We start from the raw sequence: 12,888 nt of genomic DNA, 5'->3' as shown, positions 1-12,888 counted from the left end.
TTGAGTTCTTTGTTGATGAGCGTGTATTAGTGCCACGTTCACCAATTGGTGAACTCATTCAAGCCGAGTTCCAACCATGGTTGGTGGAAGAGCCTGCGCGCATTATGGACATGTGTACGGGCAGTGGTTGTATTGCCATTGCGTGTGCTCACGCTTTCCCTGATGCGGAAGTGGATGCGATTGATATCTCAACAGACGCTCTTCAGGTGGCTGAACAAAACATTCAAGACCACGGTATGGAGCAACAGGTGTTCCCAATCCGTTCCGACCTGTTCCGCGATTTGCCTAAAGAAAAATACAACCTGATCGTCTCTAACCCACCTTATGTGGATCAGGAAGATATGGACAGCCTACCAGATGAGTTCACGCATGAGCCAGAGCTAGGCTTAGCAGCGGGTTCTGATGGTCTGAAATTGGTACGCCGTATTTTAGCTAACGCGCCAGATTACCTGACGGATAACGGTATCCTGATTTGTGAAGTGGGTAACTCAATGATCCATATGATGGAGCAGTACCCTCATATTCCATTTACTTGGATTGAATTCGAAAACGGCGGCCATGGCGTGTTCATGCTAACGCGCGAACAAATGCTAGAACACGCGGAAGAGTTTTCAATTTACAAGGACTAACCACCCTGCGGTAAATAAGAACGTACAGATGCCAGGCTTTATGCCTGGTTTTTTGTGCTGATGAAAAGCAAAATAGTTCGGCTTTAGGGGTTTACATCAAACCGTAATAGAGACACTATGAATTTACGAACAATTGCAGTGTAAAGCTCTATTTACGGAGCAAATAAAACTTGAGGAAGTAATGGCAGGAAACAGTATCGGACAACATTTCCGAGTGACTACATTCGGAGAGAGTCACGGTATCGCACTAGGATGTATCGTTGATGGATGCCCTCCAGGTTTAGAAATCACAGAAGCGGATATTCAAATTGACTTGGACCGTCGTCGTCCAGGCACCTCTCGTTATACTACCCAACGTCGCGAACCTGACGAAGTAAAAATTCTTTCTGGTGTCTTTGAAGGTAAAACCACAGGTACTTCTATTGGTCTATTAGTTGAAAATACAGACCAGCGCTCAAAAGACTATTCAGAAATCAAAGATAAGTTCCGTCCAGGTCACGCAGACTATACTTACCACCAAAAATACGGTGTTCGTGATTACCGCGGGGGAGGCCGTTCGTCTGCTCGTGAAACCGCGATGCGCGTAGCCGCTGGTTCGATTGCGAAAAAATACCTTAAACAGGAATTTGGCGTAGAAATTCGCGCCTACCTATCGCAAATGGGTGATGTATCGATCGACAAAGTCGATTGGGATGAAATTGAAAACAACGCGTTCTTTTGCCCTGATGTCGATAAAGTGGATGCGTTCGATCAACTGATCCGCGACCTGAAAAAACAAGGTGATTCTATTGGTGCCAAGCTGCAAGTTGTCGCCACTAATGTGCCTGTTGGTTTAGGCGAGCCCGTTTTTGACCGCTTAGATGCAGATATCGCGCATGCCTTAATGAGTATTAATGCGGTGAAGGGTGTTGAGATTGGTGATGGTTTTGATGTCGTGAGCCAAAAAGGCAGTGAGCATCGAGATACTCTGAATCCGGACGGTTTTGGCAGTAATCATGCTGGTGGCATTTTAGGTGGTATTTCGACAGGCCAAGATATTGTCGCCAATATCGCACTTAAACCGACTTCTAGTATTACGGTTCCCGGTGAAACGATCACTAAACAAGGTGAGCCCACTCAGTTGATCACCAAAGGTCGTCATGACCCGTGTGTTGGTATCCGAGCAGTGCCAATTGCTGAGGCTATGTTAGCGATTGTTCTGCTGGATCATCTGCTTCGTCACCGCGGTCAGAATCAAGGTGTCGTGACCGAAACCCCACAGATTTAATCGTATAACAAAAAACGCCAATCAAATGATTGGCGTTTTTTATAAACATATCTATTCGGCTAATTATTAGTGGAGCGAGTTTTCTGCTTCCAACTGGAATGACGGTAAGCGCCATTTAAATCGTACCGCTGCCATGCGGAGCATATAACCAATAACCAAGGTACTGATTGTTGCTGTGACATCATTGATGCCAAATTCAAGTAACGCAAGGTAAAGGCCCGATGCGATCAAAGCGACCGAAGCGTATAACTCTTCATGCAAAACAAGCGGAGTCTGGCGACAGATCAAGTCACGTAATAATCCACCAAACACACCAGTAACGAGTGCCGACACCATACAAATACCAGGGTGTAAACCCATGCCCAGTGCCACTTTAGTACCGATGATGCTAAAGACAATTAGGCCCAGCGCATCGAGCCTGATAAATAGACCTTTCAGCTTAATGACCCACTTTGCTAAGCCTGTTGTGAGTACGCCAGCTACACAAGTAATGGCGAGGAACTCAGGGTTTTTCACCCAGCCTAACGGGTAGTGGCCTAATAAAATATCGCGCACCGTACCACCACCGATAGCCGTTGCACTTGCCACAAGCATCACACCAAACCAGTCCATTTTTCTGCGCCCTGCACTCAATGCACCTGTCATGGCTTCTGCCGTGATACCAATGATATATAAAACACTCAGCAGCATAGAAATATCTCTATTTGTGACGCCGATATAAGGCGGCGGTATCATATGAATTAATGGGTGAGTGTAGTAGGAAATGTGATCTGTGACGAATGAGATTTTGTGATGGTGAAAACGTTTGGTGCATTAATATTTCTAATGTCTCGACTAATGCGTCTAAATTTGCATTCACTTATGAAAATAGCGAGAATGCCCCCGCAGTATATAAGCTTTTGATAAATCACCATGACCCACGCTTACCAAGACCTGATAAAGATTTTTAATGACACCTTCGTTGCCGACTATAACACCAAGTTAGAATTGGGAGGCGAAGAGCCTATCTACCTTCCTGCTGATGATGCGACCCCGTACCACCGCATTATTTTCGCCAGAGGCTTTTACGCGTCTGCGTTACACGAAATTGCGCATTGGTGTGTGGCGGGACCACAGCGCCGGTTATTAGAAGATTTTGGCTATTGGTATGAGCCGGACGGGCGAACAGAGCAAGTCCAAGCTGAATTCGAAAAGGTAGAAATTAGACCGCAAGCTTACGAATGGATCTTGTCTATGAGTGCGGGATTCCCTTTCACCGTCAGTTGCGACAATCTGAATGGCGATTTTGAACCGGATCGCGTAGCGTTTATGTATAAGGTGCATGCTGAAGTTACAACGATTTTCCAACAAGGCTTACCGCTGCGCGTTAAAATGTTATCTGATGCATTGAGAGCCTTTTATCAGGTTCCTGAACTGAGTCTTGATATGTTCGAAGTAAAATAGATAGTGATCGGTTAATAGAATAAACAGCAGTATTTGCGTTAATAAAAGCAATGTGAGAAGCTCAGCGCAGATTTAAAACGCAAACTGATTTAGGCGAATAAGCAACAATGATTATTGAATTTGAAGAGAAGCTACTTGAGCTAATTGACGCAAGAATTTCTACAGCGTCGGATGATGAACTCTTTGCTGGTGGCTATTTGCGTGGTCATATTTCTTTATCAGCGGCATCATGCGAAGAAGAAGGCGTAAATGATATTGAAGAGCTGAAAGTTCGTATTCAGAGCAGCCTAGATCAAGCAAGAGCTGAGCTTAGTCCAGCGGACCGTACCATTGTGAATGACCTTTGGACGGATCTGGTTAATCAAGCTTAAGTCCAGAATTCGACAGTATAAAAAACGCCTCATTTGAGGCGTTTTTTTATTTTAAAGCTCAGTAATCGCTTTTCCTTTCCTTAGTTTTCTTACCCACATTCGGCTAGGGTGCAATTGTTCTAGTACATCAACGGGAAGTGGTAGTGGGTCACCGCAGATTTGCGAAGCCAGTGTTTCCGCTAGTAATGGGGCAGAACTGAGGCCTCGGGAGCCGAGCCCTAACATACAGAATAGGTTTGGGTAATGAGGGACTTTCGCTGCATCTTGCTGTTTGGTCTTTTGCAGGTCTTTGTAAACCGCTTTGGTTTCTTCCAATACACCCACGTTCCCGATAAATGGCAAGTGGTCACGGCTTACGCAGCGGATGCCTTGTCGAGATTGATTGCCCGATGTATCTACCTCTTGTGTCCAAGCTTGGTTCGGAACACATTTACGCAGCTTATCGCCGTTGTCTTGTTGGGCGGCAGCGTCGAATTCATAGTTGAGATGATTGCGGTCATAGCTCGCGCCGATGCAATGCTGTCCATTGTTTGGGTTGACTGGCGTCATATAGCCGTCGTAGCACAGAACGGTTTTAAGCTGGCTCAGTTGTTCAGTGGTTGGAATATGACTGACCTGGCCTTTGACTTGCCCTAGTGGGATATCTGAAGTTTGTGCAATATCACCAAACTGATGGCCATTGGCCACAATCACTGTGTCGTGGTTAAAGGAGTGCCCGTTGGTCGTGACAGTCCATTGTTGATTGCTTTCACCCCATTTCAGTTCGTCGACTTTACTATTAAATCGAACAGAGAAAAATTCGCTTTCAGAAAGAGAGTCGATAAGACCTTGAGTCAACTGAGCAGGGCACAACCACCCTCCAAGCGGGTAATGCACGCTGCCTACGTCAATCGATAAACCAATTTTTTCACTGGTTTGATCGGCATCCAACTTGGTGATCAGTTCAGGGGCAAAGTTGCCAGACAGCATTCGCTCGAGTTTGGCTTGTGAGGTTTCATCCCACATCAACTGGGTCACACCACACCAGCTATGGTCAAAATCGACCGATTCTGCAGCTTGCTCTACGAACTGGCGCGCAAACAAAAATGCCGGCGCAAATACACGAGAGACACCAGAATGAGAGCCATTCAGTAAAGGGTACACCGCGCCTTGTCGGTTACCCGATGCCCCTTGTGCTGCTTGCTCATCTTGGCAGTATAGCGTTACGTGTTTACCACGACGTACCAGTGTTTTTGCTAAGGTTGCACTGGCGATGCCGCCGCCAACGATAGCGATTGATTCCGTAGAAGTGCTGCTTGAACGGTCAAACCAAGGCTTAAAATTGGTTAAAGGTAGGCGCTCTTTTAGTGTGCCAGCAATCATGTCTCGCTTAGTGCCAAATCCTTTGACCTTTTTCATCTCGAATCCAGCTTCGATTAATCCTCGGCGAACGAAGCCTGCGGCGGTAAATGTGGCACAAGTACATTCGGCTTTTGCCAGTTTCGCCATACCGTTAAACAGGTCCTGATTCCACATCTCAGGGTTTTTGCTTGGCGCAAAGCCATCTAGGAACCAAGCATCGATGATTCCTTGCTCTGCTACCGGGACGTTAGGCATGCAATCTTTAATATCACCAAACCAGAGATCCAATGTCACAGCGCCATCTTCCAGTACAATGCGGTGGCATTCTGGTACCGCAATCGGGTAGTGCTTTTGCAGTTTTTCTGCGTACTCAGCTAATTCTGGCCAAGCTTGATGTGCCTTGACTAAATCTTCTTTGCTTAACGGGTATTTCTCAAAGCTGACGAAATGGAGCTCTTTGAGTGGCGCATTCGGGTTTTGTTGTCTAAATTCGTTGAACCATTGCCAAACAGCCAGAAAATTAAGCCCGGTTCCAAACCCAGTTTCTCCAATGACAAAGCGGCGATCTTCATAATCTTGCCATCTCTGTGGGAGATGATTTTGGTGAAGGAACACGTAGCGAGTCTCTTCCAGACCGTTAACGTTTGAAAAGTAGACGTCATCGAACTGATCCGAAACTGGGGTTCCGGCGTCATTCCAGCCAAGTTGTGCGTTGGTAATCGAGGTCATAGTGTCTGAATTTATGTGATATGGGCGATAAACTTGGAGCGATTGTACGGTTTTATGGGAAAGCTGACCACTTTTGCGCAGTAACTTAGTTATTATCTAGCGGAACTTAGAATTATAGGAATGTCATAATGAAACGTGTCGTAATCACCGGTATGGGTATTGTTTCAAGTATCGGTAACAACGTCGAAGAAGTTTTAGCGTCTCTAAAAGAAGGTAAATCTGGTATTACTGCCTCTGAGCAGTTCAAAGAGAAAGGTCTTCGTTCTCAGGTTTGGGGTGATCTAAAAATCAATCCAGCAGAGCACATTGATCGCAAACAGATGCGCTTTATGGGTGATGCGGCTGCGTATGCATACCTATCTATGGAACAAGCGATTGCAGACGCAGGTTTAACTGAAGAGCAAGTATCTAACGACCGTACAGGTATCGTAGCAGGTTCTGGTGGTGCTTCTGCACTAAACCAAACTGTTGCAACTGATATCATGCGTGAGAAAGGCGTAAAACGTGTGGGTCCTTACATGGTTCCTCGTACGATGTCTTCAACGGTTTCTGCTTGTTTGGCAACTCCATTCAAAATCCGTGGCGTGAACTACTCAATGAGCTCTGCGTGTGCGACTTCTGCACACTGTATTGGCCACGCGATGGAACTTATCCAACTTGGTAAGCAAGACATCGTATTTGCTGGTGGTGGTGAAGAGCTAGATTGGTCTCAAACTATGATGTTTGATGCGATGGGTGCACTATCAACCAAATACAACGACACACCAGAAAAAGCTTCTCGTACTTACGATGCGGACCGTGACGGTTTCGTTATCTCTGGCGGCGGCGGTATGCTAGTGGTTGAAGAACTTGAGCACGCATTGGCTCGTGGCGCGAAAATCTACGGTGAGATCGTAGGCTACGGTGCAACTTCAGATGGTTACGACATGGTAGCGCCATCTGGTGAAGGTGCGGTTCGTTGTATGAAGATGGCAATGCAAGACGTTGACGGCGTGGATTACGTAAACACTCACGGCACATCAACACCAGTGGGTGACGTGAAAGAGCTAGGCGCTATCCAAGAACTCTTTGGTGACAACAGCCCAGCAATTTCTGCAACTAAAGCGATGACTGGTCACGCACTAGGTGCGGCAGGTGTTCACGAAGCCATCTACTCAACACTAATGCTGGACAACGGTTTCATCGCGCCAAGTATTAATATCGAGAATCTGGACGAAGCAGCACAAGGTCTGGATATCGTTACTGACGCTCGTGAAGTAGAATTGAACACTGTTATGTCAAACAGCTTTGGTTTTGGTGGTACAAACGCAACTCTAGTAATCAAAAAGTACCAAGGCTAACTGAATTTGCTGAGCACGATCTTGGCAAAACAGTTTCCAGAGCTGACTAACTCTATTGAGATTAGTCGAACAGACGCAGACTCTGACCCATGGAGAGCGGGTTAGGATCCTTTTGTTCTGGAACTTTGCCCGGCAATTTGCCGGGCATTTTTCTTTCTCAGCCGTGTTTATCTCGACAGGCTCTCTACTTTTCTGCACAATCGCTTTTATTCTCATTTCACAGATAACGACAGGTAAGTCGCACACTCACACCATGAAAATCCTAATCGATGAAAATATGCCTTATGCCGAACAACTTTTTAGCCAACTTGGTGATGTTGTTCTTAAATCAGGTCGTACACTAACAGCTGACGATTTGGTTGACGTTGATGCTTTAATGATCCGCTCGGTAACTAAAGTCAACGCAGAGCTAATAGCGAAAGCAAATAAATTGAAATTTGTCGGTACCGCAACGGCAGGGATGGACCATGTTGATCAAGCGTTGCTGAAAGAGAAAGACATTTTCTTTACCGCGGCACCTGGCTGCAACAAAGTGGGTGTGGCGGAGTACGCATTCAGTGTCATGATGGTTCTTGCTCAGCAGCACGGCTTCTCAGTATTTGATAAGACCGTTGGGATTATTGGTGCTGGTCAGGTAGGGAGCTACTTACAGCAGTGCTTAGAGGGCATTGGTATCAATGTGCTGATCAACGATCCGCCGAAGCAAGAGCAAGGCGATAAGCGTACATTTACTCCGCTTGATACTTTGGTAGAGCAAGCAGACATAATCACGCTGCATACGCCGATTACCCGTGGTGGTGATTATCCGACTCATCACATGTTTGATGAAAAGAGACTCAACAAACTCCGTGGCGATCAGATTTTAATTAACGCCGCGCGTGGCCCAATCGTTGATAATGCGGCGCTGAAAGCGAGACTATTGAAAAACGATGGCTTTATCGCCGCTTTAGATGTGTTTGAATTTGAACCAGAGGTTGATATGGAGCTCCTGCCTCTGCTAGCATTCGCCACCCCTCACGTAGCTGGCTATGGCCTTGAAGGCAAAGCTCGTGGCACGACCATGATCTTCAATAGCTACTGTGAGTTTTTAGGTAACAAATTACATGCGCATGCCAGTGAGCTACTGCCAACTGCGCCAGTGCCAAAGTTGGCATTGGACAGGGAGTGGGATGAAGCAACACTGCACAATATCACTCAGCTAGTTTATGATGTGCGCAAAGATGACGCCTTGTTCCGCCGCGAAATCAGTAAGCCAGGCTCCTTTGACCTGATGCGAAAAAATTACTGGGATCGCCGCGAGTACAGTGCTGTCACGCTAGCAGGAAGTGAGTCATGCAATCTCGCTCCGCTGGCAAAACTAGGTTTTCAGGTTGAGGTAAGTTAATGAGCCAACAATATAATGTTGCCGTTTTAGGTGCGACCGGTGCGGTCGGTGAAACTATTTTGGAAGTTCTTCAGGAACGTAAATTCCCAGTGGGTGAGCTTTACCTACTAGCGAGTGAGCGTAGCGAAGGTAAAACTTACCGCTTCAACGGCAAAACAGTAAAAGTTGAAAACGTAGAAAACTTTGACTGGTCGCAAGTTCATATCGCGCTGTTTTCAGCAGGCGGTGAGCTATCAGAAAAGTGGGCGCCAATTGCAGCAGATGAAGGTGTGGTTGTTATCGATAACACCTCTCACTTCCGCTATGACTATGATGTCCCACTTGTTGTACCAGAAGTGAACCCAGAAGCGATCGCGGAATTCCGTAACCGCAATATTATTGCCAACCCGAACTGCTCAACGATTCAAATGTTGGTTGCACTTAAGCCAATTCACGACGCAGTAGGCATTGAGCGTATTAACGTTTCGACATACCAATCTGTTTCAGGTGCAGGCAAATCAGGTATTGATGAGTTGGCGGGTCAAACGGCGAAGCTGCTGAACGGTCTACCTGCAGAAACCAATGAGTTCTCTCAGCAGATCGCGTTTAACTGTATTCCTCAAATCGATAAGTTCATGGAAAACGGTTACACCAAAGAAGAAATGAAGATGGTGTGGGAAACACAAAAAATCTTCAATGACCCTTCAATCACAGTGAACCCGACGTGTGTGCGCGTGCCTGTTTTCTATGGCCATGCGGAATCTGTGCACCTAGAAACGTGCGCGCCTATCGATGCGCAAGAAGTGACTAATCTTCTTGAGCAAACAGATGGCATCGAAGTGTTTCATGGTGACGACTTCCCAACACAAGTGCGTGACGCAGGCGGTAAAGATACAGCGATGGTTGGCCGTATTCGTAATGATATTAGTCACCACAGCGGTATCAACCTTTGGGTGGTTGCGGACAACGTACGTAAAGGTGCAGCAACGAACGCAGTGCAAATTGCAGAAGTACTTATCCGCGATTACTATTAAGCGCTTATTGATAGCAATGTTAAAGCCTCACCACTGTGTGAGGCTTTTTTAATCGATCCGAGAAAAGTAGGCTGAGATTAATACGATTATGGCGTGAGCCACACATTTTTTAGCTCAATGCCTATAGTTTTCCCCTCTATATCCGATATATTTAGCAGATCACCATATTTAACTTTATTGAGCACAAAGCTGAGCCTTATATGCGACGACTTTTACAGCGTCTACTATTGCCATTAGCAATGGTTGCCGTGACTCAAACATCATTTGTAAGCGCAGAAAGTATCCGCCTTAAAGGACCTAATGGCGAGATACAGGATTCCCCTCGATACGCAGAGCCACTGACGAACAATTTGCGTAGCGCAGAGCCTTCACGCTTTTATGGGCCGACATCAGAAAATGAGACGCTGTGGAGTATTGCGTCTAGTTTACGTCCATCGAGCTCCGTCTCAATACAACAAACCTTGTACGCGATTTATCAGCTGAACCCGCAAGCGTTTGACAACCAAAATATTCACGAGCTTGTTCCAAGAAGTACAATACGCGTCCCTTCACTCAACCAGATCAGTAGTGTATCGACTCAGGAAGCCGTACGTATATTAGACGCACACAAAGCGCGGCTTCAACAGGCCAGCTTGCCACAACGTCAACCTTCGCCAGAGCCTCGAATCAATCCGCCAGCACAGAAGGCCCCAGCCGTAAATGTAGCGTCAGTCGAGACTGCGCAGCCTAAAACTTCTGTCGAAAACAACGCCGATCTTGCTCAAATTGCCAAAGAGCAGAAACAGTCCACTGAAAATGCGTTGAAAAACCAGTTAGCGAGCTCTGAAAATGAGCTGGTGGCTTTGGAAGAGAAAAATCACAAGTTACGTCTGATGTTGGCACAAGTCCAATCAGAAGTGGATGTACTAAAAGATGAACTCGGTGACGAAAACCGTATTCGCAACGAAGTAGAAAAACTACTAGAAGCAGAGCGTCTGCGTTTAGCCGAAGAGCAGAAAAAAGCGCCGTCTGCGGTGGATTCATTGTTCTCAAATACATGGTTAGTTGCTGCTTTAGCCATCATTCCTGGTTTGCTAATTGGCCTGCTTGTTGTCATGTTGCTAGGACGTCGCAAGCAGCAAGAAGATGCCGCAGAGCAACCCCAGACAGAGACAGAGCCTCAGATCACACCTCCAGTGACGCCTGAGACGATGAACAACGATTTAGACGATGACTTGCTTCTAGATGATGATCTGTTTGGTGACACTACCGACACCGAAGAACTCCTTAAAGACGATAACCCGCTTGAGTTGGACAATAATGAAGAAGAAGATATTTTTGCGGGCCTCGACGATGACTTAGATTTCAATCTGGAGGATGAGAACGGGGAGGATCCATTTGCTGGTATTGGCGATGATGGTGATCTTGACCTAGACGACCCTCTGGCTGACGTGGATTTAAGTTCAAGTGACATTAGCGTAAATGGCAAAGATAAAGCCCTTGGCTTAGAAGAAATGGAGCGAGCGCTCGATGAAGTCGTTATCGATGACGAAAGCGACGAAGAGGAATTCGAGCTTTCTGATGACGGTTTAATGTCGCAAGATGACTTAGATGCGCTACTTAACGCTGGAATTGATGAGCAAGCGGCAGAACAACAACCACTTGACCAATCATCGTTAGATGACTTACTGGATGACGTTGGCAAGAGTGGCGTTGGCAATTCAGATGTCGATGATCTATTGAGTGAATCTAACGACGACTTTGATCTCAGCGATGACGATGATAGCCCACTGAGCGAGCCTAAGATTGCTTCTGATGATGATATCGACGACATCTTTGCCCAAATTGAAGCTCAAGCCGATCTGGATACGCTAGAAGCGAATTCCGTTGACGAAACGGCGCTACTCGATGAGCTGTTGGATGAGGAGTCGTTTGATCTAGATGAGAACAGTACAGATTTACTGGATGAACTCATCGACGACGAGGACGCTGAATCAACCGTACCAGACAGCAATGAGCGAGAAAGTGACCCGTTTGATGAGTTAATTGGCATTGACGATGAACAGGGCGTAGCTCCTGATGAGCCTAGCAATGAGCAGAGTGAAGGCTCAGAGCCTGACTTTGATTTAGATGCCGAGCTTGACGAGTTGATAGGTGAAGATAAGACCGCACCGAATGATACTCTAGAGTTGGACAGCTCAGATTTATTAGATGAATTGTTCGCGAGTCCAGACGCTCAACAAGACGATGAGTTTGGTGATGAAAGTACCGACCTATTTGAAGAACTTCTCGAAATAGAAAAGAGTGCTGAACTCCCACAAAGCGAAGAGGAAGTGCACCCCGAATTAAACCTTGAGGAAGATACGCCTGAATCATCCGATGAATTTTCAAGTGAGGAATTTATCGATGACATGATGAGCGTTGCGCCGCAAGCAGATGCACTATTTGATGAATACCAGGTAGATGAAGCGCAATCTCAAGAAAACCTGCAAAATGAGCAAGAAACTCTTGACTCGACCAGCAACCAAGCAGACTTTGCAGAGCCAGAGCCAGAGCCAGAGCCAGAGCCAGAGCCAGAGCCAGAGCCAGAGCCAGAGCCAGAGCCAGAGCCAGAGCCAGAGCCAGAGCCAGAGCCAGAGCCAGAGCCAGAGCCAGAGCCAGAGCCAGAGCCAGAGCCAGAGCCTCTTGAAGATGAAGATGATTGGTTAAGCTCAGCCATTGATGCGGTAGAAAACCCACAGCTGAACGACGATATTGAACCCAATATCGAGCCAGCGGCTGTCGAACAAGTCTCACCAGATGAAGAGCATGAGCTTACTGATGAAATGGAAGCCACTCTCCCAGAGAGTGAAGTCCAGGGTAATGCTCACGACAGGTTAAGCTCTGTTATTGAAGATGAGCAGCCGCAGCTTGAACCCAACACAGAAAACACTTTTGTTGAAGACGTTCAGGCCCCAGTTGACGAGGAGGCGAGGACGCCCCAAAGCAGTCAAACTGACATTGAACAAGAAGATCAATCAGCGCAGGCTGCTGCTCCAGAAGCTGTAGCCAATGAGTTTGGCATCCCACAAGATGATGATTGGTTACTTGATGAACCTGTTGAGGCTACTGAACCTGAAGAGTCATTCAATTTTGATGAATTAGAGCTTCCAGAATACAGTGAAGAAGACGCATTAGCTGATATGGCGTCAGAGCCAGAAGCTGAGCCACAAGCGCAGACTGCAGAATCTACTGAATCTGAAGAGTCATTTAATTTTGATGAATTAGAGCTTCCAGAGTACAGCGAAGAAGACGCATTAGCTGATATGGCATCAGAGCCAGAAACTGAGCCACAAACGCAGAATGCAGAATCTGCTGAATCTGAAGAGTCATTCAATTTTGATGAACTAGAT

Annotated in this window: 10 protein-coding genes; 8 read left to right on the top strand and 2 right to left on the bottom strand. The window is 46.5% G+C overall.

What is annotated here, in order from left to right:
• Together prmB and aroC are read left to right on the top strand one after the other, a co-directional pair.
• On the top strand, positions 1 to 629 hold a 629-nt coding region (gene prmB / locus VNE01S_RS18095; protein ID WP_061781658.1), incomplete at its 5' end, for a 50S ribosomal protein L3 N(5)-glutamine methyltransferase.
• 181 nt (positions 630 to 810) lie between these two features.
• A complete protein-coding gene (gene aroC / locus VNE01S_RS18090) occupies positions 811 to 1,896 on the top strand; it encodes a chorismate synthase (protein ID WP_053395127.1) in 1,086 nt (361 codons plus the stop codon).
• Positions 1,897 to 1,962: 66 nt separating this feature from the next.
• On the opposite strand, the gene VNE01S_RS18085 is transcribed toward aroC, so the two are convergent.
• Positions 1,963 to 2,586, bottom strand: a complete 624-nt coding sequence (locus tag VNE01S_RS18085) for a trimeric intracellular cation channel family protein (RefSeq protein ID WP_053395126.1) — start codon at positions 2,584 to 2,586, stop codon at positions 1,963 to 1,965.
• 222 nt (positions 2,587 to 2,808) lie between these two features.
• Between VNE01S_RS18085 and VNE01S_RS18080 the strand changes: the two genes are divergently transcribed.
• Together VNE01S_RS18080 and VNE01S_RS18075 are read left to right on the top strand one after the other, a co-directional pair.
• Complete coding sequence (locus tag VNE01S_RS18080) at positions 2,809 to 3,339, top strand: elongation factor P hydroxylase (protein ID WP_053395125.1); 531 nt, start codon at positions 2,809 to 2,811, stop codon at positions 3,337 to 3,339.
• Positions 3,340 to 3,446: 107 nt separating this feature from the next.
• Positions 3,447 to 3,710 carry a YfcL family protein gene (locus tag VNE01S_RS18075; protein ID WP_053395124.1) on the top strand — a complete coding sequence of 88 codons (264 nt, stop codon included), beginning with the start codon at positions 3,447 to 3,449 and terminating at the stop codon, positions 3,708 to 3,710.
• A 51-nt stretch (positions 3,711 to 3,761) separates the two neighbouring features.
• Here VNE01S_RS18075 and mnmC read toward each other — a convergent pair whose 3' ends face one another.
• Positions 3,762 to 5,780 (bottom strand): bifunctional tRNA (5-methylaminomethyl-2-thiouridine)(34)-methyltransferase MnmC2/FAD-dependent 5-carboxymethylaminomethyl-2-thiouridine(34) oxidoreductase MnmC1, encoded by a 2,019-nt coding sequence (gene mnmC, locus VNE01S_RS18070; RefSeq protein WP_053395123.1) that lies wholly within the window; start codon positions 5,778 to 5,780, stop codon positions 3,762 to 3,764.
• 128 nt (positions 5,781 to 5,908) lie between these two features.
• Between mnmC and fabB the strand changes: the two genes are divergently transcribed.
• The 4 genes from fabB to VNE01S_RS19815 form a co-directional block, all read left to right on the top strand.
• Entirely contained in the window at positions 5,909 to 7,120 is a 1,212-nt protein-coding gene (gene fabB / locus VNE01S_RS18065; protein WP_053395122.1) for a beta-ketoacyl-ACP synthase I, read from the top strand.
• A gap of 253 nt (positions 7,121 to 7,373) precedes the next feature.
• The gene (locus VNE01S_RS18060; protein ID WP_053395121.1) at positions 7,374 to 8,504 is read left to right on the top strand and encodes a 4-phosphoerythronate dehydrogenase; all 1,131 of its coding nucleotides are present in this window, start codon (positions 7,374 to 7,376) and stop codon (positions 8,502 to 8,504) included.
• Positions 8,504 to 9,517: an aspartate-semialdehyde dehydrogenase gene (locus VNE01S_RS18055; RefSeq protein WP_053395120.1), complete on the top strand. Its 1,014-nt coding sequence runs from the start codon at positions 8,504 to 8,506 to the stop codon at positions 9,515 to 9,517. Before VNE01S_RS18060 ends, VNE01S_RS18055 begins: the two co-directional genes overlap by 1 nt.
• Before the next feature lie 200 nt (positions 9,518 to 9,717).
• Positions 9,718 to 12,888 (top strand): FimV/HubP family polar landmark protein (locus tag VNE01S_RS19815; protein ID WP_281178116.1); only part of this gene is annotated, 3,171 nt, incomplete at its 3' end.

It is taken from the genome of Vibrio nereis NBRC 15637, assembly GCF_001591105.1.
In the GTDB taxonomy this organism is placed as follows: domain Bacteria; phylum Pseudomonadota; class Gammaproteobacteria; order Enterobacterales; family Vibrionaceae; genus Vibrio; species Vibrio nereis.
This window is presented reverse-complemented; position numbering and strand designations above follow the sequence as displayed.

Coding starts and splice junctions, on each gene's coding strand:
- VNE01S_RS18075 (WP_053395124.1), top strand. CDS start 3,447: ATGATTATTGAATTTGAAGAGAAGCTACTTGAGCTAATTGACGCAAGA.
- VNE01S_RS18085 (WP_053395126.1), bottom strand. CDS start 2,586: ATGCTGCTGAGTGTTTTATATATCATTGGTATCACGGCAGAAGCCATG.
- aroC (WP_053395127.1), top strand. CDS start 811: ATGGCAGGAAACAGTATCGGACAACATTTCCGAGTGACTACATTCGGA.
- mnmC (WP_053395123.1), bottom strand. CDS start 5,780: ATGACCTCGATTACCAACGCACAACTTGGCTGGAATGACGCCGGAACC.
- VNE01S_RS18080 (WP_053395125.1), top strand. CDS start 2,809: ATGACCCACGCTTACCAAGACCTGATAAAGATTTTTAATGACACCTTC.
- VNE01S_RS18060 (WP_053395121.1), top strand. CDS start 7,374: ATGAAAATCCTAATCGATGAAAATATGCCTTATGCCGAACAACTTTTT.
- fabB (WP_053395122.1), top strand. CDS start 5,909: ATGAAACGTGTCGTAATCACCGGTATGGGTATTGTTTCAAGTATCGGT.
- VNE01S_RS18055 (WP_053395120.1), top strand. CDS start 8,504: ATGAGCCAACAATATAATGTTGCCGTTTTAGGTGCGACCGGTGCGGTC.